Annotated in this window: 23 protein-coding genes; 4 read left to right on the top strand and 19 right to left on the bottom strand. The window is 43.1% G+C overall.

The window, feature by feature from the left end; all coding sequences use genetic code 11:
* Window positions 1–32: 32 nt before the first annotated feature.
* The 19 genes from atpA to C9J12_RS15925 form a co-directional block, all read right to left on the bottom strand.
* Entirely contained in the window at window positions 33–1,574 is a 1,542-nt protein-coding gene (gene atpA / locus C9J12_RS16015; RefSeq protein WP_107243627.1) for a F0F1 ATP synthase subunit alpha, read from the bottom strand.
* A gap of 16 nt (window positions 1,575–1,590) precedes the next feature.
* On the bottom strand, window positions 1,591–2,124 hold the full coding sequence (gene atpH / locus C9J12_RS16010; RefSeq protein ID WP_011220099.1) for a F0F1 ATP synthase subunit delta: 534 nt from the start codon (window positions 2,122–2,124) through the stop codon (window positions 1,591–1,593).
* 16 nt (window positions 2,125–2,140) lie between these two features.
* The gene (gene atpF / locus C9J12_RS16005) at window positions 2,141–2,611 is read right to left on the bottom strand and encodes a F0F1 ATP synthase subunit B (RefSeq protein ID WP_011220100.1); all 471 of its coding nucleotides are present in this window, start codon (window positions 2,609–2,611) and stop codon (window positions 2,141–2,143) included.
* Between the two features lie 76 nt (window positions 2,612–2,687).
* Window positions 2,688–2,945 carry a F0F1 ATP synthase subunit C gene (gene atpE / locus C9J12_RS16000; RefSeq protein ID WP_041394602.1) on the bottom strand — a complete coding sequence of 86 codons (258 nt, stop codon included), beginning with the start codon at window positions 2,943–2,945 and terminating at the stop codon, window positions 2,688–2,690.
* A gap of 69 nt (window positions 2,946–3,014) precedes the next feature.
* Window positions 3,015–3,803: a F0F1 ATP synthase subunit A gene (gene atpB / locus C9J12_RS15995; RefSeq protein WP_107243626.1), complete on the bottom strand. Its 789-nt coding sequence runs from the start codon at window positions 3,801–3,803 to the stop codon at window positions 3,015–3,017.
* A gap of 8 nt (window positions 3,804–3,811) precedes the next feature.
* Entirely contained in the window at window positions 3,812–4,201 is a 390-nt protein-coding gene (locus C9J12_RS15990) for a F0F1 ATP synthase subunit I (protein WP_107243625.1), read from the bottom strand.
* 178 nt (window positions 4,202–4,379) lie between these two features.
* Window positions 4,380–5,273 carry a ParB/RepB/Spo0J family partition protein gene (locus tag C9J12_RS15985; protein ID WP_193944679.1) on the bottom strand — a complete coding sequence of 298 codons (894 nt, stop codon included), beginning with the start codon at window positions 5,271–5,273 and terminating at the stop codon, window positions 4,380–4,382.
* Between the two features lie 9 nt (window positions 5,274–5,282).
* Window positions 5,283–6,077 (bottom strand): ParA family protein, encoded by a 795-nt coding sequence (locus C9J12_RS15980; RefSeq protein WP_011220105.1) that lies wholly within the window; start codon window positions 6,075–6,077, stop codon window positions 5,283–5,285.
* A 16-nt stretch (window positions 6,078–6,093) separates the two neighbouring features.
* Complete coding sequence (gene rsmG, locus C9J12_RS15975) at window positions 6,094–6,714, bottom strand: 16S rRNA (guanine(527)-N(7))-methyltransferase RsmG (RefSeq protein WP_107243624.1); 621 nt, start codon at window positions 6,712–6,714, stop codon at window positions 6,094–6,096.
* 9 nt (window positions 6,715–6,723) lie between these two features.
* On the bottom strand, window positions 6,724–8,613 hold the full coding sequence (gene mnmG / locus C9J12_RS15970; RefSeq protein WP_107243623.1) for a tRNA uridine-5-carboxymethylaminomethyl(34) synthesis enzyme MnmG: 1,890 nt from the start codon (window positions 8,611–8,613) through the stop codon (window positions 6,724–6,726).
* 421 nt (window positions 8,614–9,034) lie between these two features.
* Window positions 9,035–9,487 (bottom strand): FMN-binding protein MioC, encoded by a 453-nt coding sequence (gene mioC / locus C9J12_RS15965; protein WP_107243622.1) that lies wholly within the window; start codon window positions 9,485–9,487, stop codon window positions 9,035–9,037.
* A 154-nt stretch (window positions 9,488–9,641) separates the two neighbouring features.
* Window positions 9,642–11,009, bottom strand: a complete 1,368-nt coding sequence (gene mnmE / locus C9J12_RS15960) for a tRNA uridine-5-carboxymethylaminomethyl(34) synthesis GTPase MnmE (RefSeq protein ID WP_107243621.1) — start codon at window positions 11,007–11,009, stop codon at window positions 9,642–9,644.
* A gap of 184 nt (window positions 11,010–11,193) precedes the next feature.
* Window positions 11,194–12,810 (bottom strand): membrane protein insertase YidC, encoded by a 1,617-nt coding sequence (gene yidC, locus C9J12_RS15955; protein WP_107243620.1) that lies wholly within the window; start codon window positions 12,808–12,810, stop codon window positions 11,194–11,196.
* Window positions 12,811–12,812: 2 nt separating this feature from the next.
* Window positions 12,813–13,070 carry a membrane protein insertion efficiency factor YidD gene (yidD, locus tag C9J12_RS15950; protein WP_006233352.1) on the bottom strand — a complete coding sequence of 86 codons (258 nt, stop codon included), beginning with the start codon at window positions 13,068–13,070 and terminating at the stop codon, window positions 12,813–12,815.
* Window positions 13,037–13,393, bottom strand: coding sequence for a ribonuclease P protein component (gene rnpA, locus C9J12_RS15945; RefSeq protein WP_107243619.1), 357 nt, complete (start codon window positions 13,391–13,393; stop codon window positions 13,037–13,039). Before rnpA ends, yidD begins: the two co-directional genes overlap by 34 nt.
* A 12-nt stretch (window positions 13,394–13,405) precedes the next feature.
* The gene (gene rpmH / locus C9J12_RS15940) at window positions 13,406–13,540 is read right to left on the bottom strand and encodes a 50S ribosomal protein L34 (RefSeq protein ID WP_006233350.1); all 135 of its coding nucleotides are present in this window, start codon (window positions 13,538–13,540) and stop codon (window positions 13,406–13,408) included.
* Between the two features lie 152 nt (window positions 13,541–13,692).
* The gene (locus C9J12_RS15935; RefSeq protein WP_107243618.1) at window positions 13,693–14,463 is read right to left on the bottom strand and encodes an amino acid ABC transporter ATP-binding protein; all 771 of its coding nucleotides are present in this window, start codon (window positions 14,461–14,463) and stop codon (window positions 13,693–13,695) included.
* Complete coding sequence (locus C9J12_RS15930) at window positions 14,460–15,131, bottom strand: amino acid ABC transporter permease (protein WP_006233348.1); 672 nt, start codon at window positions 15,129–15,131, stop codon at window positions 14,460–14,462. Before C9J12_RS15930 ends, C9J12_RS15935 begins: the two co-directional genes overlap by 4 nt.
* Window positions 15,132–15,237: 106 nt before the next feature.
* Window positions 15,238–15,993 carry an amino acid ABC transporter substrate-binding protein gene (locus C9J12_RS15925; protein ID WP_107243617.1) on the bottom strand — a complete coding sequence of 252 codons (756 nt, stop codon included), beginning with the start codon at window positions 15,991–15,993 and terminating at the stop codon, window positions 15,238–15,240.
* 312 nt (window positions 15,994–16,305) lie between these two features.
* Between C9J12_RS15925 and dnaA the strand changes: the two genes are divergently transcribed.
* The 4 genes from dnaA to gyrB are packed head-to-tail and all read left to right on the top strand — an operon-like array spanning window position 16,306 to window position 22,370.
* Window positions 16,306–17,748 carry a chromosomal replication initiator protein DnaA gene (gene dnaA, locus C9J12_RS15915; RefSeq protein WP_107243615.1) on the top strand — a complete coding sequence of 481 codons (1,443 nt, stop codon included), beginning with the start codon at window positions 16,306–16,308 and terminating at the stop codon, window positions 17,746–17,748.
* A gap of 1 nt (window position 17,749) precedes the next feature.
* A complete protein-coding gene (dnaN, locus tag C9J12_RS15910; protein WP_107243614.1) occupies window positions 17,750–18,850 on the top strand; it encodes a DNA polymerase III subunit beta in 1,101 nt (366 codons plus the stop codon).
* A gap of 3 nt (window positions 18,851–18,853) precedes the next feature.
* Window positions 18,854–19,933 (top strand): DNA replication/repair protein RecF, encoded by a 1,080-nt coding sequence (recF, locus tag C9J12_RS15905; protein ID WP_107243613.1) that lies wholly within the window; start codon window positions 18,854–18,856, stop codon window positions 19,931–19,933.
* A gap of 19 nt (window positions 19,934–19,952) precedes the next feature.
* Entirely contained in the window at window positions 19,953–22,370 is a 2,418-nt protein-coding gene (gyrB, locus tag C9J12_RS15900) for a DNA topoisomerase (ATP-hydrolyzing) subunit B (protein WP_107243612.1), read from the top strand.
* Window positions 22,371–22,449 lie beyond the last annotated feature (79 nt).

Below are 22,449 nucleotides of genomic sequence, written 5' to 3'. Positions count from 1 at the left end.
TTAGTAGGTGATCGCAAGCGATCACCAACCAATTACCAAGTTTGGGTAGCTTTGAAATCTTCAACCAGTTTTACAAACTGAGCTTCAATTTCACTGTTCCAGGCACCCGTTTCATCAATCTGAGACACTAGCTCAGCAGATTGACCTTTGGCATATGAAAGCAACGCAGCTTCGAAATCAGCAAGCTTAGCAAGCTCAACATCAACCAAATAGCCTCTTTCAGCAGAGAAGATAACAACCGCCTGCTCAAATACAGACATCGGCGCATACTGCTTCTGCTTCATCAACTCAGTCACTTTCTGACCGTGATCAAGCTGTTTCTTCGTTGCTTCATCAAGGTCAGACGAGAACTGGGCGAAAGCCGCTAGTTCACGATACTGTGCAAGTGCAGTACGAATACCACCTGACAGTTTCTTAATGATCTTAGTTTGAGCAGAACCACCTACACGCGAAACAGAAATACCCGGATCAACCGCAGGGCGAATACCAGCGTTGAACAATTCTGTTTGCAGGAAGATCTGACCATCAGTGATGGAAATAACGTTAGTCGGTACGAATGCTGATACATCCCCCGCTTGCGTTTCGATAATCGGAAGCGCCGTTAGGGAACCAGTCTTACCTTTAACTTCACCATTAGTGAACTTTTCTACATAATTCTCGCTTACACGAGATGCACGCTCTAGAAGACGCGAGTGTAAATAGAAAACGTCACCAGGGAATGCTTCACGACCCGGCGGACGCTTAAGCAATAGTGAAATTTGACGGTAAGCAACAGCTTGCTTTGACAAATCATCGTATACAATCAGTGCATCTTCACCGCGATCACGGAAGTATTCACCCATTGCACAACCTGAGTATGGCGCAAGGTATTGCAGTGCCGCAGCTTCAGATGCTGATGCTACAACCACAATGGTGTTATCCAATGCGCCGTGCTCTTCTAGCTTACGCACAACGTTCGCGATAGTTGAAGCTTTCTGACCAATAGCAACGTAAACAGAATAAATACCAGATTGTTTCTGGTTGATAATGGCATCGATAGCCATTGCCGTTTTACCCGTCTGACGGTCACCGATGATCAACTCACGCTGACCACGACCGATAGGGATCATCGAATCGACAGCTTTGTAGCCCGTCTGAACCGGCTGATCAACTGACTTACGCTCGATTACACCCGGGGCGATTACTTCAACAGGAGAAAATGTCTCTGTTTCAATTGGACCCTTGCCATCGATCGGCTCACCTAGCGTGTTCACCACACGGCCAAGTAGTGCCGGACCAACTGGTACTTCAAGAATACGACCAGTACCTGTTACTTTCATGCCTTCCTGAAGGTTAGCATATGGACCCATTACAACAGCACCAACCGAGTCACGCTCAAGGTTAAGTGCCAGTGCAAAACGACCACCAGGTAATTCAATCATTTCACCTTGCATTACATCAGCAAGGCCATGGATACGAATGATACCGTCACTTACCGAAACGATAGTACCTTCGTTACGCGCTTCACTAACAACATTGAATTTTTCAATACGTTGCTTGATCAGTGCGCTAATTTCCGTGGAATTAAGTTGCATGCTCCAATTCCCTAAATCAAGACTGCAAAGTATCGCTCAGACGGTTTAATTTACCGCGTACTGAGTTATCGATGACTAAGTCTCCAGCTCTAATTACAACCCCAGCGATCAGGGTCTCGTCTACACTGCAATTCAGCTTAACTTTACGTTCAAGACGCTGTTCTAGCTTCTGACTGATCGCAACAAGTTGACTATCCTCTAAAACCACCGCAGAAATCACGTCGGCTTCAATAGTTTTTTCATGTTCATTTTTTAAGAACAAGAACTCGTCACTCACAGCAGGAACCATTGTTAGGCGTCCATTTTCAGCCATCACTTTTAATAAGTTTTGACCGAACTCGTTGAGTTGCTCATCGCATACTGAAACAATAATTTCAGTTAGCTTGTCAGCAGAAAAACCACTACGCAAGATGTCTTGCATTGCTTCGTTTTTTACTACTTCACTTGCAAAAGTTAGCATTTCAGCCCATTGGGCTAGCTCACCATTCTCAACCGCAAAATCAAATGCTGCTTTAGCGTAGGGGCGTGCGATGGTAGTCATATCCGACATGTGCTTGCCCCTTTAATTACAGTTCCGCAGTGACTTTGTTGAGAAGTTCTGCATGAACGTCTTTATCAATAGAACGTTCAAGAATCTTCTCAGCGCCAATCACAGCTAGAGTTGCAACTTGTTTTCTTAACTCATCACGAGCACGATTGCGCTCTGACTCGATTTCTGCCAAACCCTGCGCAAGAATTTTCTCACGCTCAGCCTGTGCTTCAGCTTTCGCTTCATCAACAATTTGCGCTCTACGCTTGTTCGCTTGCTCAATAAGCTCGCTTGCAGCGTGTTTTGCTTCTTTCAATTGTTCAGAAGCATTGGCTTGCGCTAGATTCAGGTCTTTGGCTGCGCGATCTGCTGCAACCAAACCGTCGGCAATTTTTGCCTGACGTTCTTCAATCGCTTCCATCAATGGTGGCCATACATATTTCATGCAGAACGTAACAAAGAAGAAAAAAGCGATAGCCTGACCCAGCAAAGTTGCATTCATATTCACAACGCATCTCCTTAAAAAGGGTTGCTATGGATCCATTTACCACTGTCATAAACCACAAGGTTAAAACAGCTATTGATTAACCAGCTAGCTGGGCAACAAATGGGTTTGCAAATGTGAATAGTAGAGCGATTACGATACCGATCATTGGAACCGCATCAAGCAGACCAGCAATGATGAACATCTTAACTTGTAGCATTGGCGCCATTTCAGGTTGACGTGCAGCCGATTCAAGGAATTTACCACCAAGAAGAGCGAAACCGATCGCTGTACCAAGGGAAGCAAGGCCTACAATGATGCCCACGGCAATTGCAGAAAAGCTTAGTAAAGTTTCCATCACTATCTCCAGTTTATAGTTGTCGGCTAAAATGCCAGTAAAAAATTAAAAGTGTTGCAAAAATAATTGCTAATGATTGTCTTCATGTGCTTGTGAAAGATACACGATAGTCAACATCATAAACACGAAAGATTGAATCGTAATAATCAGAATGTGGAAAATAGCCCACGGTACTGAACCTAACCATTGTGCCCACCACGGCATAAGTGCCGCGATAAGGATAAATACCACCTCACCTGCAAACATGTTACCGAATAAACGCATACCTAACGAAATAGGCTTCGCAAGTAGCGATACCACTTCAAGCAGCAAGTTAAACGGAATCATAATTGGGTGATTGAACGGATGTAAAGCCAGTTCTTTAGCAAAACCACCAAGACCTTTCACTTTAACACTGTAATAAAGCATTAAAGCAAATACACCCAGTGCCATTGCCATGGTGATATTAACATCAGCAGTTGGTACGACCTTTAGATAAGGAATACCTAAAGCATGTTCTGCGGCATACGGAATGAAATCAATTGGAATTAAATCCATAATGTTCATTAACATAATCCAACAGAAAATCGTTAATCCCAACGGAGCTATCAATGGGTTGCGACCATGAAAGGTTTCTTTAACGCTGTTATCAACGAATTCAACCAACATTTCCACAAAACACTGTAGCTTACTAGGAACTCCTGATGTCGCCTTTTTCGCTACGGAATGGAATACCAATATAAAGGCAAGACCAGTCAATACAGAGAAAAATAAGCTATCTATATGTACCGTCCAGAAGCCACCATCACCCACTGTCAAATTTGTCAGGTGGTGAGTAATGTAACTTGACGATGTTAGCGCTTCACCTGGCGCAGACATAACTCATCCTATTTGTTGTTGTTCATGAATAAAACTGGTCCAAAGATATTAATACCAAGTACCAGCAAATAGGTCAGTTTGAGGGGAACAAGTTCCACCTCGATATACAGGTAAACAATGGCAAATAAGATAACTGTAATGAGAATTTTAAGCGCTTCACCACCAAAAAATGATGCCATCACTAATCGAGCCTTACTAGCCCCACTAAACAGAAATGCACACGTGGCAAAAACAGTATTGGCAATCACAAAGATGCCACCACCGATTAATGCCGAGATTCCCCAGTCAACACTGACAGCAAATACTGCCATTAATGCCGTTGTTAAAACGACGCCAGCTTGCAGTAACAGTAACCGCTTCGCCAATTGGCGTCCTGGTCTAACTAGCGCCGATACCATGTATTCGTTCCTCGAGTCCATTCCACTACACAATCGTCGTGCTGGGAAAACTGCGAAAATTATACGGCTCATTAGATTGAATGCAATCTAATAGCAGCAAAAAAAAGAGTAAGATTTTACAACACAATAACTTGATCACACCGTTGTAAAACTTGCAACAAAATAGACACGTTCTCGATCACAATTCCTGACCAAAAATTGCAATAAGTTGCTTAAACTTGTGCGCTTCATCAAAACTGATAACAATTTTTCCTTTACCATTCTTTTGATGGTTAATTGCTACCTGGGTACCCAATCGTTCGCTTAAACTATTTTCTAGTGCTTTAACCTCTAAATTCTCAACAGGGCTAACACGTTCACTAACAGGGTTAAGCAGTTTTTTTACTAACTTTTCAGTGTCACGTACATTCAGCATTTTAGTCACGACGGTTTCTGCAGCTTCTAATTGCATATCAGCGTCCAAACTAAGAAGGGCACGTGCATGTCCCATATCAAGCTGACGCCGTTCAAGCATACGCTTTACGGGGGCTTCTAACTGATTCAAACGTAGCAAGTTAGACACCGCAGCACGAGACTTACCCACCGCTTCCGCGATTTGTTGATGGGTCAGAGAAAACTCACTCTGTAAACGTTCGAAGGCTTGCGCTTCTTCAATCGAATTAAGATCTTCACGTTGAATATTCTCAATCAATGCTATCGCAATCACTGCGCGGTCGTTAACATCCTTAATAATACAAGGGATATTCTGAAGCCCAGCTTGACGAGCTGCTCGCCAACGTCGCTCACCTGCGATAATTTCATACTGTTGAGATGCTAATCTACGCACAACAATAGGCTGGATAATACCTTGCGCACGAATAGAATCACTTAACTCTGCAAGTGCTTCATCCGACATATCTTTACGCGGTTGGTATTGACCAGGCTGAAGCAGATGAATAGGCAGTTCTCTTAACGTACCATCTGCTGATAATGATTGTGCTTTTTCCGCACTTTGCTGCTTTGCTTGCGCAACAGAACTTGTTGCTAACAATGCATCAAGGCCTTTTCCTAGACCCCGTTTACTCATGTTCATGATCAACCCTTATGCGTTGATAGCATCTGCGCTATGAGCCAATTCATCACGGCGAATCATTTCACCAGCGAGGGCTAAATAGGCTTTTGCACCACTTGAATATTTATCGTAATACATTGCAGGGCGACCATGGCTTGGTGCTTCAGCAAGACGTACATTACGAGGAATAACAGTACGATACACTTTATCACCAAAATGCTTTTTAAGCTGCTGGGATACTTCGTTTGATAGTCTATTTCGAGGATCAAACATTGTCCTCAACAAACCTTCAATTTTAAGATCTGCATTCACAACGGCAGTCAATTTACTGATGGTATCCATTAGTGCTGTTAAACCTTCCAGCGCAAAATATTCACATTGCATAGGCACTAAAACAGAATCAGCAGCAGTCATAGCGTTGATTGTAAGGAGATTAAGGGCAGGAGGGCAATCAATAAATATGAAATCATAGTTATCACGAACTACCTCTAAAGCATTACGCAAACGGACTTCACGTGCAAATACTTCCATCAACTTAATTTCAGCAGCGGTTACATCACCATTGGCAGCTATCAAATGATAGCCCCCAGTGGTGTCTGTAATGACTACATCATTGAATGGCGTTTCTTCGACTAAAAGTTCATATGCTGTTGCATCCACTTGGTATTTATCAACGCCACTCGCCATCGTTGCGTTACCTTGCGGATCTAAATCTATAACTAAGACTTTTCGTTGCGTTGCCGCTAATGACGCGGCTAAATTAACGCAAGTCGTGGTTTTACCCACGCCTCCTTTCTGATTTGCTATAGCAATGACTTTTCCCACGAAAAAACCTCATCCTTTATTCTTTTGCAGTCAAGATTACTAAATGACGCTCCCCTTCTAACTCAGGGATTTGCAAAGATTTGACTTCAGTCACAGAACACCACTCAGGTAACTCTGCCACTTCCTGTTCACTAAATTGACCTTTTAAAGCCAGAAAATGTCCATTTTCCGCTGGTAAATGGTGACACCAAGATACCATATCATTCATTGATGCAAATGCGCGGCTGATCACCCCATCAAAACCTTGTTCTGGTTGAAACTCTTCAACACGGCTTTGCACTGGGGTTACATTGGCAATTTTCAGCTCATGCACCACTTGTTTGATAAAACGAATACGCTTACCTAGGCTATCAAGCAGCGTAAAGTTTTTCTCTGGACACATAATCGCTAACGGAATACCCGGTAAACCAGGTCCCGTACCAACATCAATGAAGTTCTCCCCCTGAAGGTGAGCACTTACCACAATACTATCCATGATATGTTTCACTAACATCTCATTAGGATCGCGTACTGATGTTAGATTGTACGCTTTATTCCATTTATGCAGCAGTTCTACATAACCTACAAGCTGTTGAACTTGTTGTTCTGTGACTTGCAATTCAGTTTGTGCGATTAACTGCACTAAACGTTGTTTCATTGATAATTCCTATTCGCCTTTTTTCAGCATACCGTGCTTTTTCAAGTAGACCAGTAGCAAAGAGATTGCCGCAGGGGTAATACCTGAAATACGAGAAGCCATGCCAATTGTTTCTGGTTTTGCATCGTTTAATTTTGTAATGACTTCATTTGATAAGCCTTTGACGATGCTGTATTCCAAATCGAAGGGTAATTTTGTAGTTTCATGACGCAGTGACTTTTCAACTTCGTCTTTCTGGCGATCAATGTAACCCTGATATTTCACCTGAGTTTCAACTTGCTCACTGGCTTGTGTATCAATATGAGCAGGTGAAAAGTCTTCAAGTTGCGTTAATAATTTATACGTTATCTCAGGGCGACGTAAAAGATCTTCGCCATTGGCTTCTCGTGCGATCGGTGTCTTAAGGATCTTATTGATTTCATCGACATGATCTGAGTTTGGGTTGATCCAAATATCTTTTAAACGCTGACGTTCTTGTTCGATATTCTCAACTTTTTGGTTAAATCGAGCCCAACGATCATCATCCACTAAACCAAATTCACGACCGATTTCAGTTAAACGTAAATCAGCATTGTCTTCACGCAGCAACAAACGGTATTCCGCGCGAGATGTAAACATACGGTACGGTTCTTTGGTACCCATGGTAGACAAGTCATCAATCAATACACCCATGTAGGCCTGATCACGACGAGGACACCAACCTTCTTTGCCTTGCGACTGAAGGGCAGCATTCATACCTGCAAGTAAACCTTGTGCAGCCGCTTCTTCGTAGCCAGTTGTACCATTTATTTGACCAGCAAAGAATAAACCGTCGATAAACTTAGTTTCAAATGTTTGCTTTAAATCACGAGGATCAAAGAAATCATATTCAATCGCATAACCAGGACGCATGATGGCAGCATTTTCAAAACCATCCATTGAACGCACAATTTGTATCTGAACATCAAACGGTAAACTGGTTGAAATACCGTTTGGATATAATTCGTGAGTCGTTAACCCTTCTGGTTCAATGAAGATTTGATGACTATTTTTGTCAGCAAAACGCATGACTTTATCTTCAATTGACGGGCAGTAACGCGGGCCAATACCTTCAATCACCCCAGAATACATTGGGCTACGATCTAGATTATTGCGAATAACATCGTGCGTTTTTTCGTTTGTGTAGGTGATATAACATGGGATCTGACGTGGATGATCCGACGTTTTGCCCATAAACGAAAACGTCGGGATTGGATTATCACCATGTTGCGCTTGAAGACGGCTAAAGTCGACCGTTCGAGCATCAATGCGTGGTGGCGTGCCTGTTTTTAAACGATCAACACGAAAAGGTAACTCACGCAGACGTGATGCCAGTGCGATCGAAGGTGGATCACCTGCACGACCGCCGCTGTAATTTTCTAATCCAATGTGGATCTTACCACCAAGGAATGTACCCACGGTTAATACAACCGACGTAGCCCGAAATTTTAATCCCATTTCAGTAACGACACCGATAACACGATCATTCTCAACGATCAAATCATCAACAGCTTGTTGGAAAAGCATTAAATTTGGTTGATTTTCAAGTGCTTCACGTACAGCGGCTTTGTAAAGTGCACGGTCTGCTTGTGCACGTGTGGCACGAACTGCTGGACCTTTTGACGAATTTAACGTTCTAAATTGGATCCCACCTTTGTCGGTGGCTTTAGCCATCAAACCGCCAAGGGCATCCACTTCTTTAACCAGGTGTCCTTTCCCGATCCCGCCAATTGCTGGGTTACAAGACATTTGACCTAACGTGTCGATGTTATGTGTCAAAAGTAAGGTTTTTTGTCCCATTCTGGCTGCGGCCAATGCGGCTTCAGTGCCGGCATGACCCCCACCAACAACGATGACATCAAAATTTTCCTGGTAAAACATGAAACGACCTCAGGTAATCAAAGAGCCAGTGAGTTACTACGAGCAAAAGGGAGATTATTCTATCCTTTTTCTGATGAAGAAAGAATCTTTAGTGAAGATCATTTGATCAGCAAAAAGTGGTTTGCTTATTATATATAAGATCTTATTTAGAGATCTTCTATTAGATCTATTATTAGGATCGCCCGATCGTGTGGATAACCGATAAATGATCCTACTGATCATGATGTTACTGTAGATCATTTGTTGTGGAGTAGCTTTGATCATCATAAGGATTAGCTGGGATCAAAATGGCCACTTATACACAGGGGTAGAATGTGGATAAAGTTATTCAATGGATAACTATGGGTTGATCACCGTTTAGATCTATAGTTATCCACAGAAAATAGTTTAAAATTAGCCTAAATATTGGGTAGTTTTGAAGCTAATTTTTACTACAAAGGTGTTTTTTCCACTCAACGAACCAACTTTCAGCGGCATCTTCAGGAACAGAGTGTTGTGAGATATCGATGTCTAATCGCTCACCAAGCTTCATTGCATGGAGAGAATTAAGTAAATTATCGATGTTAATTCCCGCTGCACAGAACGTATCGTAGCTACTATCCCCCAAGCCTATTACGCCATATTTCAGGGCTGATAAGTCTGGCTTTTGCGCTGTAAGTTGATTAATAAAGGGCTGAATATTGTCTGGGAAATCACCCGCGCCATGTGTTGAACAGACGAGTAACCAGATTGAATCGGTGTTGAGTTCACTCAAATTAGCGTGATTAACGACTTCAGTACTATGACCATCTTGCTCTAATAGTTCTGATAAATGGTCAGCGACGTACTCAGCGCCACCTAAGGTGCTGCCTGTGATTAAGGTTATATTGCTCATACTGTCCTCAGTATTGGAGATAATGACCTTGATTGTACTGTTTAGTGAGGGAGATAAAAGAGACTAAATGTAGGGAATTGAGAGAATAAACGTATGGAGAAAAGCATCCACAGGGCAATAAATACCCTATGGATATGATCAGAGCATGATCGAATTACTTACCAATACAGAAAGAAGTAAAGATCCTTCCTAGAAGATCATCAGAGGTGAACTCACCGGTGATCTCACTTAAATGTTGCTGAGCAAGACGAAGTTCTTCTGCCAGTATTTCGCCAGCCATAAAACCTTCTAGCTGTTCTTTACCTATTTCTAAGTGTTGAGCGGCTTGTTCCAGTGCTTCGAGGTGACGACGACGTGCCATAAAGCCCCCTTCCGTTGTACCTGAGAAGCCCATACATTCTTTTAAATGTTCACGTAGGCTATCAACGCCTTCACCTGTACGGGCAGATAGACGAACAAGAGTAGGGTTGTTGACATGGCAAATCCCTGCATCTTCACCCGTTAATTCCACTTTATTGCGAATAACGGTTAAGCCCATGTTTTCTGGTAGGCGTTCAATAAAATCTGGCCAGATATCTTTCGGGTCGGTGTCGTTGGTTGTGGTGCCATCAACCATGAACAATACGCGATCAGCTTGTTGAATTTCTTCCCAAGCTCGTTCAATACCAATGCGTTCTACTTCATCAGATGCTTCCCGTAAACCAGCGGTATCGATGATGTGCAATGGCATACCATCGATGTGGATGTGTTCACGTAGCACATCACGTGTTGTGCCGGCAATAGCGGTAACAATCGCGGAATCTTTACCTGATAACGCATTTAGTAAGCTCGACTTACCTGCATTAGGGCGACCAGCAATAACCACTTTCATCCCTTCGCGAATAATTGAACCTTGGTTAGCTTCACGGCGTACAGCTTCGAGGTTATCAATGATGCCGTGTAAGTCATTACTCACTTTTCCATCTGATAAGAAGTCGATTTCTTCTTCTGGAAAGTCGATCGCAGCTTCAACATAAATACGTAGGTGAATAACGGCTTCCACCAATTCATTCACTTTGGTTGAAAATGCCCCTTGAAGAGATTTGAAGGCACTTTTAGCCGCTTCTTCTGAACTGGCATCAATTAAGTCTGCAATAGCCTCTGCTTGGGTTAAATCAAGCTTATCGTTCATGAAGGCGCGTTCAGAGAACTCACCTGGGCGTGCAGGCCGAATGCCATCAAGTTTTAGGATACGACGAATCATCATATCCATCAGTACAGGGCCTCCGTGTCCTTGTAATTCAAGAACATCTTCACCTGTGAAGGAGTTAGGACCTTTAAAAAAGAGTGCGATGCCCTGATCCAGAGCGCTGCCATCTTCATTTTTAAAAGGGAGATATTCGGCGTAACGGGTTTTTAATTCACGACCAGCAACAGCAAGAGCAACCTCTTTAGCCTTGGGACCTGAAACGCGAATGATGCCTACACCACCTCGACCAGGAGGTGTAGCTTGAGCAACTATGGTATCAGTATGTTCGTTCATATCTTTGGCTTAGCTTAAAAAATTCGCAGCAATTGTAAACAGAGTCGGTAGGAAAGCCCAGTAATTGCTGACTCACCGCATAATGGCAATAGCTTTGAATATAGATGGAAAGGGGGGATTATGACCAATGGCCCAATAAAAAAGGCGACCCTTAGGCCGCCTTTCGATAACTTAGCTGGTCATGCTATTTAGTGTGTAGACCTTTCTTTTCCAGAGAACGATAAATTAACGTTTGCTGAAGCAAGGTAACTACGTTCGATACTAACCAGTATAGAACGAGACCGGATGGGAAAAATAGGAAGAAGAATGTGAACATAACAGGCATAAATGTCATGATCTTCTGCTGCATAGGATCCGTTACAGTTGTCGGGCTCATTTTCTGAATCATGAACATCGACACACCCATTAGCAATGGCAGGATGTAGTACGGGTCTTGTGCTGACAAGTCGTGAATCCAACCGAAGAACGGTGAGTGACGCAGTTCAACTGATTCCATCAGTGACCAGTACAATGCAATGAAAATTGGCATCTGCAATACAATTGGAAGACAGCCACCCAGTGGGTTCACTTTCTCTTTTTTGTACAGTTCCATCATTTCTTGGCTCATGCGCTGGCGGTCATCGCCTAGACGCTCACGCATTGCAGTCAGCTTAGGCTGAAGCATGCGCATTTTAGCCATTGAGGTGTACTGCGCTTTAGTCAGCGGGTACATCGCACCACGAACGATGAAAGTAAGCATCATGATCGCGATACCCCAGTTACCTACGATGCTCTGAATGAACGACAGTAGTTTATGTAACGGGCTTGCGATAAACCATAACCAACCGTAATCAACCGTTAGGTTTAGGTTCGCTGCAGTTGCTTCCATTTCTTTTTGTAGCTTAGGGCCAACCCAAAGTGTTGCTGTAAGGGTTTGCTCTGTGCCAGCTGCAATTGTTGTGGTTGGAAGACGCACGCCGATGTAACCCAGGCCATTGCTAGCACGAGTAAATAGGTTTGATGCTTCTTCTGAACGTGGAATCCAAGCTGATACGAAGTAGTGTTGCAGCATTGCTGCCCAGCCGTTCGTCGTTGTCATGTTCAGGCTTTTATCCTGCATGTCATCGAAGCTGTACTTCTTATAGTTAGTTGTATCAGTTGAATATGCGCCACCACGGTACGTTGGCATCGTAAGGCTACCACCATCGTCCATCAGGTTCTGACGAAGTTGCGCATACATTTGTACACTTGCTGCAGAAGCAGATTGGTTATCAATGGTGTATTCAACATCAACGGCATAGCTGTTGCGTTTAAGTACGAATGTTTTGGTGTATGTAATGCCATCTTTTACGTATGTCATTGGTACACGTAGTTCGTCTTGACCATCAGCCAGCGTAAAATCTTTTGCTGTTACAGCTAATTGTGCACGACCGTTAGCCGAATCAATACCATTAGCACCGATGAGACCTGATTGCGCGATGTAGCTAAGACCAGGTTCGTCCTTAAGAAGAATGAATGGGTCAGCTGAATCTAATTCGTTATTGTAAGCTAATAATTTAGCTTCAATAACATCACCACCTAGCGTATCGACAGAAAGAGCCAGTACATCGGTATTGATAGTGATTAAGTCTTTAGATGTTGTTTCTTGATCAGGAATTGGTTGACCATCACCTGAATGTGAAGGGACATCACCACTATTGTTAACTTGTTGCTCTGTACCCTGGCCTTGCGGCTGTGGGCTGTTGTCCATATTCCACTGTTGGTACAGTAGGAAGGAGACAAACAGTAGGGCAATTAACAGAATATTGCGTTGGGAATCCATCGTTAATTATCTCTGTCGTTATGCTTGGTTGGCGGAACGGGGTCAAAACCACCGTTGTTTAAAGGGTGACATCTTAATAGACGTTTCGCCGCGAACCAACAACCTTTTACGACTCCATGCATTTTTATTGCTTCAATAGCATATTGAGAACATGTAGGAGTAAAACGACAACGCGGTCCAAGTAGCGGACTTATTATCAGTTGGTAAAGGCGGACCAGCCGGATGGCTAGCCACGCGAAGGGCGAGACAGGCGATGCCATAATTTATCCAACAACTTAAATAACTCTTCGTTGCTCAACTCACTGGCACTTTTCTTTGCAATCACGACGAAATCGTTTGCTGGCAAATCATGTTGCTTTAAGCGGAAACTTTCTCGAACGATACGTTTGAAACGGTTTCTACCTGGGGCAGTTTTAATTTGTTTTTTGGGAACAGCAAGACCAAGACGAGGATGATTGAGGTCGTTAGGACGGGCTAGAATAGTTAAATGAGGAGAGCCAGCACGATGAGCTTGCTGGAAGACTTTTTTATAATGCTCGGGAGTTAACAAACGTAACTCCCGAGAGAAGGCTAGCTTATTCAAAATAATCAGAGATTATTTAGAAAGGCGCTTACGGCCTTTTGCACGACGTGCATTGATTGTTGCGCGACCGTTCTTAGTTGCCATGCGAGCGCGAAAACCGTGGCTGCGCTTGCGCTTTAGAACTGAAGGTTGAAAAGTGCGTTTCATTGGTATTACCTTAAATTAACTGATCAGTTTTTAAGTTTGTCATTTAGTTTCGGATATAAAAATATCCTCGACCTCTAACAAAGAGGCGGAATTGTAATCACTGACTGTCAAAGAGTCAATAATTATGCCCATATTGTCGTATGGGCGGTGAATTATACTTTTTGTGAGCCAGAGCGCAAGGATCCTTCGTTGATCCCGACCTGATTTAAGAACTTTTTTAATCTTGGATCGTTTGGAGTGGTGAAGATCTGCTCTGGTTTGCCTTGTTCTACGAATTCACCATCGGCCATAAAGATCACTCTATCAGCCACTTCGCGTGCAAATTGCATTTCGTGAGTAACCACTAACATGGTTTGATGACGGGTGGCTAATTTTTTCATTAATGTAAGCACTTCACCGACCCATTCAGGGTCTAAAGCGGATGTTGGCTCATCAAATAGCAATAATTCGGCTTCTAATGCCATTGCGCGTCCGATCCCCACTCGTTGCTGCTGACCACCAGAAAGTGCTGCCGGAAAGGCATCTCCTTTATCACCAAGCCCAATATCATCAAGAATTTGTTGAGCTCGCTGGTAGGCCTCGTCTTTTTTCCAGCCTTTTACGGTGATTAAGCCTTCTGCAACGTTTTGCCGCGCCGTTAAATGAGCAAATAACGCATAATTTTGAAAAACAAAGCCTGTTTTACGTCGTAACGCTAAAATATCGTTCTTTTTGGCGTGAGTTGTATCAACCGTCACATCATCAATGGTGATTTTTCCTTGATTAGCGGTCTCTAAAAAATTAATACAGCGTAATAACGTGGATTTTCCGGTGCCTGATGGGCCAATCACCACCACAATTTCACCCTTGGTGATAGTTAAGTCCAGATCTGAAAAGATGGTGCTATCGCCAAAGCGTTTGGTGAGTTTTTTTATGTCTATCATCGTACATACGCCTTATTGAGTTTTGCTTCAGCCCAATTTTGTACTTGGGTTAGTACAAGCACTAATCCCCAATAAATAAAGGCAACAGCCAAGAAGGCTTCAAAAAATTTAAAGCTAGAAGATGCTTCCATTTGTGCTTTTGCCATAATTTCAGCTACCCCAAGCGTGAAGGCGAGTGAGGTTGATTTAATCATATCGATAAAATAATTCATTAGAGATGGCAAAGCGATACGAGTAGCTTGCGGTAAAATAATACGACGCATTGCCTGCATTTCTGTCATGCCAATGGCAAGGCTTGCTTCCCGTTGGCTGCGATCGACCCCAATAATGGCCGCTCGAATACTCTCAGCCATATAGGCAGCGAAGTGTAAGCTCAATCCGATAACTGATGCACTGAAAGCATCTAAACCAATAAATATCGGAAAGACTTGCGGCAAACCGTAATAAAGTAGGAACAGTTGCACAAGCAAGGGGGTTCCGCGAAAGAAACTGATATAAAGCTGGCTCAGTTGGTTTAATACTGGCAGCTTATAAACTCGTACTAAAGCCAGCGTTATCGCGATGATTAGTGCAAATCCTAGTCCCCATACTGCCATCGATAGTGTTGTACCAAGGTACTTCATCAAGATTGGCATCAGAGAAAGCATATAATTGAAATCGAAACCCATGATGGCTACTTGTCCGTTGATTATGGATGTTGTCAGAGACACAAAGACTCACCATTGGTGAGCCTTATTAGCGATAAAATGAATTGAAGCTTAACGTCTTTACATATTACTTGGTGATATCTGTATCAAACCATTTCATTGAAATGTCAGCCAATGTGCCATCTTCACGCATTGCGTTTAGTGCGGTATTGACCTCATTACGTAACTTCTCGCCTTTTTCATTTTTCACAAAAGGCCACGCATTTTCAATTGTCTCAAACGGTTCACCTGCTAATTCTAGTGGTAAATTCGCTTTTTTAATCAACTCAATTGAAGAAAGGCGATCCATTACAAATGCATCGGTACGGCCTAAAGCAACATCATGCTCGATACCCGCATCGTAGGTTTTAATGTTGATTTGTGCGGCATTATCAAGTTGACGTAATAGTTGTTCGTAATTAGAACCTAAGTTTACCCCTACGGTTTTATCTGCAAGATCAGCCGTCGATTTAATCTCGGTATTACCTTTACGTACTACCAGTTGTGCGCCATCGATGACATAAGGTTCAGCAAAAAGGAATTTAGCTTGGCGTTCGGGTGTGATAGTGATTTGGTTTGAAATGGTATCAATACGGCCCGTGTCTAGTAAGCCAAATAGACCAGAGAAGCTGGCGGTAACGTACTCAACGTTATAATCGTTACGTTTACCGATTTCATCCCATAAATCGACTTCAAAACCCTGAAGCTGATCCATCTTTACAAAAGTAAAAGGGAAATAGCGTCCAGACATACCAACTTTCACATCTGTTGCCGCCATTACTGTTTGGCTTGCCGCTAAAGTTAGTGCTACCGCTGTAAATGTTGTCTTTATCCAGCTTTTCATCCTGTTTACTCCATGTATGGCTTATATCATTAGCTATTTCTGTCATCCTACTTGGTAGGCTTTGGTTTTTTTAAATAACTTAGAGTTATTTGACATAACCTAGAGTTAGGTTTTATGGATCTTAGCCCAATGTTAATAGTATTGTGGGTAATATCTGGGTAAATTGTGTTGATCCAGTGCTTGACTGTGCAGTTTGTGTGAATAAGTCGGATCTTATTCACTGGATCTGCGATCTCTTTGCTGGTGATCCAGAGCCAGCAGGTATAAAATTACATCCCTTTTTGTGTTTTGTTACTCAGTGTGGAGTCGAACTTGTCATCTTCGCTATGGTTGCAGTGCCTTCAACGTCTTCAAGAAGAGCTACCTGCGACAGAATTCAGCATGTGGGTTCGACCCCTACAAGCAGAGTTAAACGATAATACGCTGACCCTTTTTGCGCCTAATCGTTTTGTTCTCGATTGGGTAAGGGATAAGTACCTTAATAATATTAACCGTCTACTGAATGAATTCTGTGGGACGGATATACCGATCTTGCGTTTTGAAGTGGGCAGCCGACAAGTTGTTGTACCACCTTCTCAAAATATTGCACCAGCGGCACCAGCGGCACCAGCCGCTCCGGCAGTGATGTTAGCGCGAAAGCCATCACCTGCAACGCAAATATTGCAAGATGATCCGCCATCACGCTCATGGGAGCCAGCACCATCACCCGTACAGCCTGAATCGAAATCAGGTTATCGTTCGAATGTGAATCCTAAGCATAATTTTAATAATTTTGTTGAAGGTAAATCGAATCAACTGGGTTTGGCTGCTTGTCGTCAAGTGTCAGATAATCCTGGCGCTGCGTATAACCCATTGTTTCTTTATGGTGGGACGGGGTTAGGTAAAACGCACTTATTACATGCGGTTGGCAATGCAATTGCTGATCGTAAACCCAATGCGCGCGTGGTTTACATGCACTCTGAACGTTTTGTACAAGATATGGTGAAAGCACTGCAAAATAACGCCATTGAAGAATTTAAGCGTTATTACCGCAGTGTTGATGCATTATTGATTGATGACATTCAATTCTTTGCTAATAAAGAACGTTCACAAGAAGAATTTTTTCATACCTTTAATGCTTTGCTTGAAGGTAACCAACAGATCATTTTGACATCCGATCGTTATCCTAGAGAAATCAATGGGGTAGAAGATCGTTTGAAATCACGTTTTGGTTGGGGATTAACCGTTGCGATTGAGCCACCAGAGTTAGAAACTCGGGTCGCTATCTTAATGAAAAAAGCAGAAAATCATAATATTCGATTGCCCGATGAAGTGGCGTTCTTTATTGCTAAGCGTTTACGTTCAAACGTACGTGAGCTTGAGGGCGCATTGAATCGTGTTATCGCCAATGCCAACTTCACTGGTCGTGCAATTACGATAGATTTTGTGCGTGAAGCCTTACGTGATTTGCTCGCGCTGCAAGAAAAGCTTGTTACTATTGATAATATTCAGAAGACTGTTGCTGAATACTATAAAATAAAGATGTCTGACATGCTGTCGAAGCGTCGTTCACGTTCCGTGGCGCGACCGCGCCAAATGGCGATGGCACTGGCGAAAGAATTAACAAACCACAGTCTTCCTGAAATCGGTGATGCTTTTGGTGGTCGAGATCACACCACAGTCTTACATGCTTGCCGAAAAATAGTGCAGTTGCGTGAAGAAAGCCACGATATAAAAGAAGATTATTCAAACCTAATAAGAACATTATCGACCTGATATGAAATTTACCGTCGAACGCGAACATTTATTAAAGCCTTTGCAGCAGGTATCTGGTGCTTTAGGCGGTCGTCCTTCTTTACCTATCTTAGGTAACATTCTGCTTAAAGTGGAAGAGGGATACCTGTCGATGACAGGAACCGATTTAGAAGTCGAACTGATTGCAAAATTAGCACTAGAAGCTGATTTTGAAGTCGGGGCAGTGACTGTGCCTTCTCGTAAGTTTCTCGACATCTGTCGTGGCTTACCTGATGGTGCCAAGATTGCCGTTACGCTTGAAGGCGATCGTATTCTAATTCGTTCTGGTCGTAGCCGTTATTCATTATCGACATTGCCTGCCGCTGATTTTCCTAATATTGAAGATTGGCAGAGTGAAGTTGAGTTTACGTTACCGCAAGGTCGTATGAGTCAGCTTATCCAAAGCACGCAATTTTCAATGGCACATCAAGATGTACGCTATTACTTGAATGGTATGTTGTTTGAAACTGACGGCAGCCATTTACGATCGGTCGCGACAGATGGCCACCGTATGGCGGTGTGCGCAATCGACTTAGCGCAAGAACTGACAACAAAGCAGATCATTGTACCGCGTAAAGGCGTATTGGAACTGGTGCGCTTGCTTGATAACGCTGAAGCGATGGTTGATATCCAAATCGGTAATTCAAATATTCGAGCAACTGTGAATAATTTTGTATTCACCTCGAAGCTAGTCGATGGACGTTTTCCTGATTACCGCCGTGTTATGCCACAAAGCAGCAATAAGTTTGTTGAAGCGAGTTGTGACGAATTGCGTAAAGCGTTTTCACGTGCCGCGATCTTATCAAACGAAAAATTCCGAGGTGTGCGCGTTAACTTGTCAAAAGGCGAAATGCGTATAACCGCCAATAACCCTGAGCAGGAAGAAGCAGAAGAGTTTCTTGATGTTGATTATCAGGGAGATGACCTAGAAATCGGTTTTAACGTTAGCTATGTATTGGATGTGCTTAACACCTTAAAATGTGACCAAGTACGTTTGTCGCTAACCGATGCTAATGCCAGTGCATTAGTTGAAGATTGCGCCAATGATGAAGCGATGTATGTTGTGATGCCAATTAGATTATAAAGCATGGCACTTACTCGTTTAATCGTTAAAGACTTCAGAAACATTGAAGCGTGTGACTTAGCTTTGTCACCACGCTTCAATTTTTTGGTTGGCGCGAATGGCAGTGGAAAAACCAGTGTATTGGAAGCTATCCATTATCTGGGGCATGGTCGTTCGTTCCGAAGCCACCTTACCAGTCGTGTTATTCGTCATGAGCAACAAGAGTTGTTTATTCATGGACGAGTACTGACTGACAATCAATTAGAACTTCCGCTTGGCATCAATAAAAAACGAGATGGTACAACGGAAGTGAAAGTCTCTGGTGAAAGCGGTCAAAAGCTATCGCAATTAGCTCAAGTATTGCCCCTGCAATTGATCACACCCGAAGGGTTTGAGCTTTTGATTGGTGGGCCGAAATATCGTCGATCTTTTATTGATTGGGGTGTGTTTCATATAGAGCCGAAGTTCTATAATGCTTGGAGCCGTATTAAGCGACTCACCAAACAACGCAATGCACTGTTAAAAACAGCACGCAGCTACCGTGAACTCAGTTATTGGGATCAAGAGTTAGCAGTGCTAGCTGAAGATATCAGTGTATGGCGAGACGAATACCTTATCGCGGTAAAACAAAAAGCGGCTGAAATCTGCCAAGGATTTTTACCTGAGTATGATATTCAATTGTCTTATTATCGTGGTTGGGAGAAAGAAACCCCTTATGCTGAGCTGCTAAAACGTAATTTTGAGCGTGATTGTCAGCTTGGCTATACCGTAAATGGTCCGCATAAGGCTGATTTACGAATGAAGGTGGCTGGTACGCCTGTTGAAGATGTGTTGTCGCGTGGACAACTTAAACTGATGGTATGCGCATTGCGTTTAGCGCAAGGACTTCATCTAACAGAAGCAACGGGCAAACAGTGTATTTACCTTCTTGATGATTTTGCTTCCGAGCTGGATAGCCATAGGCGTGCGCTGTTAGCGCAACGGTTAAAAGAAACCAACGCCCAGGTTTTCATTAGTGCGATCAGTGATGAACAAATTGCAGATATGCATGATGAAAATGGCAAGATGTTTCATGTGGAACACGGTAAAATAACCGCAGGATAATTAAAGCGAGAGTAACTCAATGTCCAACAATTACGATTCATCAAGCATTAAAGTGCTTAAAGGCCTTGATGCCGTACGTAAGCGCCCAGGGATGTATATTGGCGATACTGATGACGGTACTGGTTTGCACCATATGGTGTTTGAGGTCGTCGATAACTCTATCGATGAAGCTCTTGCTGGTCACTGTGAAGACATTATCATCACAATCCACGAGGATAACTCTGTTTCTGTCAGTGATGACGGACGTGGTATTCCAACCGATATTCATGAAGAAGAAGGTGTATCTGCCGCTGAAGTAATCATGACGGTACTGCACGCGGGTGGTAAATTTGATGATAACTCATACAAAGTATCTGGCGGTCTACACGGTGTAGGCGTTTCCGTTGTGAATGCGCTATCTGAAAAGGTAGAGCTAACAATTTACCGTCATGGCTTTGTTCATCACCAAATTTATCGTCATGGTGTGCCTGATAAGCCACTCGAAACGATCGGTGAAACAGATAAAACGGGTACGCGCCTTCGTTTCTGGCCAAGTGAAGGCACATTTACCAATGTTGTTTTCCACTATGAGATTCTGGCTAAGCGTCTTCGCGAGTTATCGTTCCTTAACTCTGGCGTATCTATTCGCTTGATTGACGAGCGTGAAGAAGGCAAGCAAGACCACTTCATGTATGAAGGTGGTATTAGGGCGTTTGTTGCACACTTGAATCGCAATAAAACACCGATTCACTCAAAAGTGTTCCACTTTGATTTTGAACGTGAAGATGGGATTTCGGTTGAAGTTGCTATGCAGTGGAATGATGGTTTCCAAGAAAACATCTATTGTTTCACCAACAATATCCCACAGCGTGATGGTGGTAGTCACTTAGCGGGTTTCCGTGGCGCGTTAACGCGTACGTTAAACACGTTTATGGATAAAGAAGGCTATTCTAAAAAAGAAAAGACTTCGACATCTGGCGATGATGCGCGCGAAGGCCTAACGGCTGTTGTTTCCGTTAAAGTGCCTGATCCTAAGTTTTCAAGCCAAACGAAAGACAAACTGGTATCAAGCGAAGTGAAACCTGCTGTTGAATCAGCAATGAATGAAAAACTGAGTGAGTTCTTATTAGAGAACCCATCAGACGCTAAAATTGTTTGTGGCAAAATTATTGATGCATCACGTGCGCGTGAAGCAGCGCGTAAAGCGCGTGAAATGACACGTCGTAAAGGCGCGCTTGATCTTGCTGGCCTGCCAGGTAAATTGGCAGACTGTCAGGAAAAAGATCCTGCACTCTCTGAATTATACATAGTGGAAGGGGACTCTGCTGGCGGTTCAGCCAAGCAGGGACGTAACCGTAAAAATCAGGCAATCTTACCGCTTAAAGGTAAAATTCTTAACGTAGAAAAAGCCCGTTTTGATAAGATGCTATCTTCTCAAGAAGTGGCGACACTGATTACCGCAATGGGTTGTGGTATCGGACGTGATGAATATAATCCTGATAAATTGCGTTACCACAACATCATCATCATGACGGATGCCGATGTCGATGGTTCTCACATCCGTACGCTGTTATTGACTTTCTTCTACCGTCAAATGCCAGAACTGATTGAACGTGGTCACATCTATATTGCTCAGCCACCGCTTTACAAAGTGAAGAAAGGTAAGCAAGAGCAATACATCAAAGATGATGAAGACATGGATCAATACCAAGTGTCTTTGGCGTTAGATAACGCATCATTGTTTACTACTGAAGGTGCCCCTGCTATTGCTGGTCTAGTACTTGAAGAGTTAGTGAAGCAATATAATGCTGGCATGAAGCTGGTTGAGCGCATGAGCCGTCGTTATCCGTTACCGATGTTAAATGAGTTTGCATACCAACCTCGTCTTTCTATCGAGATGCTGAGTGATGAAACTGCAACCGAAGCGTGGGCGACACAGTTAGTCGCTGCGTTGAATGAAAAGCAATCTGGTGAAAGCCAATACAGCTTTGCCATTCAGCGTGATGAAGAAAATAATGTTTTCTTACCGCAAGTGATTGTACGTACACACGGTGTTGAATACGATTACACGCTAAGTTATGACCTTCTAAATTCTAGAGAGTACAGCAAGTTAGCTGATCTTTCTGAAGCGTTAAATGGCTTAATAGAAGAAAATGCTTACGTGCAACGTGGCGAGCGTAAACAATCGATTTCAAGCTTTAAAGAGGGCTTAGATTGGTTGATTAAAGAATCTCGTCGTGGTGTATACCTTCAGCGTTACAAAGGTCTGGGTGAGATGAACCCAGAACAGTTGTGGGAAACGACAATGGATCCTGAATCTCGTCGTATGCTACAAGTAACGATTAACGATGCCGTTGCAGCTGATGAGTTGTTCACCACACTAATGGGTGACCAAGTAGAACCTCGTCGTAACTTCATTGAAGAAAACGCACTGAAAGTGGCGAATTTGGACGTGTAGAACGTTCGGTTTTAGCTTCGTAACAGCGCAAAACGCCACTTTGATAGTGGCGTTTTTTATTGCTTAAATTTCAAATTCT

The organism is Photobacterium frigidiphilum, assembly GCF_003025615.1.
Classification (GTDB): domain Bacteria; phylum Pseudomonadota; class Gammaproteobacteria; order Enterobacterales; family Vibrionaceae; genus Photobacterium; species Photobacterium frigidiphilum.
The sequence above is the reverse complement of the archived record's forward strand: the minus strand, read 5'-3'. Positions and strand labels throughout refer to the sequence as shown.

Coding starts and splice junctions, on each gene's coding strand:
- rpmH (WP_006233350.1), bottom strand. CDS start 13,540: ATGAAACGCACTTTTCAACCTTCAGTTCTAAAGCGCAAGCGCAGCCAC.
- atpH (WP_011220099.1), bottom strand. CDS start 2,124: ATGTCGGATATGACTACCATCGCACGCCCCTACGCTAAAGCAGCATTT.
- mioC (WP_107243622.1), bottom strand. CDS start 9,487: ATGAGCAATATAACCTTAATCACAGGCAGCACCTTAGGTGGCGCTGAG.
- C9J12_RS15985 (WP_193944679.1), bottom strand. CDS start 5,273: ATGAACATGAGTAAACGGGGTCTAGGAAAAGGCCTTGATGCATTGTTA.
- dnaN (WP_107243614.1), top strand. CDS start 17,750: ATGAAATTTACCGTCGAACGCGAACATTTATTAAAGCCTTTGCAGCAG.
- C9J12_RS15990 (WP_107243625.1), bottom strand. CDS start 4,201: ATGGTATCGGCGCTAGTTAGACCAGGACGCCAATTGGCGAAGCGGTTA.
- yidC (WP_107243620.1), bottom strand. CDS start 12,810: ATGGATTCCCAACGCAATATTCTGTTAATTGCCCTACTGTTTGTCTCC.
- mnmG (WP_107243623.1), bottom strand. CDS start 8,613: ATGTTTTACCAGGAAAATTTTGATGTCATCGTTGTTGGTGGGGGTCAT.
- atpB (WP_107243626.1), bottom strand. CDS start 3,803: ATGTCTGCGCCAGGTGAAGCGCTAACATCGTCAAGTTACATTACTCAC.
- atpE (WP_041394602.1), bottom strand. CDS start 2,945: ATGGAAACTTTACTAAGCTTTTCTGCAATTGCCGTGGGCATCATTGTA.
- mnmE (WP_107243621.1), bottom strand. CDS start 11,009: ATGAACGAACATACTGATACCATAGTTGCTCAAGCTACACCTCCTGGT.
- gyrB (WP_107243612.1), top strand. CDS start 19,953: ATGTCCAACAATTACGATTCATCAAGCATTAAAGTGCTTAAAGGCCTT.
- C9J12_RS15925 (WP_107243617.1), bottom strand. CDS start 15,993: ATGAAAAGCTGGATAAAGACAACATTTACAGCGGTAGCACTAACTTTA.
- yidD (WP_006233352.1), bottom strand. CDS start 13,070: ATGGCATCGCCTGTCTCGCCCTTCGCGTGGCTAGCCATCCGGCTGGTC.
- rsmG (WP_107243624.1), bottom strand. CDS start 6,714: ATGAAACAACGTTTAGTGCAGTTAATCGCACAAACTGAATTGCAAGTC.
- atpA (WP_107243627.1), bottom strand. CDS start 1,574: ATGCAACTTAATTCCACGGAAATTAGCGCACTGATCAAGCAACGTATT.
- C9J12_RS15930 (WP_006233348.1), bottom strand. CDS start 15,131: ATGGGTTTCGATTTCAATTATATGCTTTCTCTGATGCCAATCTTGATG.
- C9J12_RS15935 (WP_107243618.1), bottom strand. CDS start 14,463: ATGATAGACATAAAAAAACTCACCAAACGCTTTGGCGATAGCACCATC.
- recF (WP_107243613.1), top strand. CDS start 18,854: ATGGCACTTACTCGTTTAATCGTTAAAGACTTCAGAAACATTGAAGCG.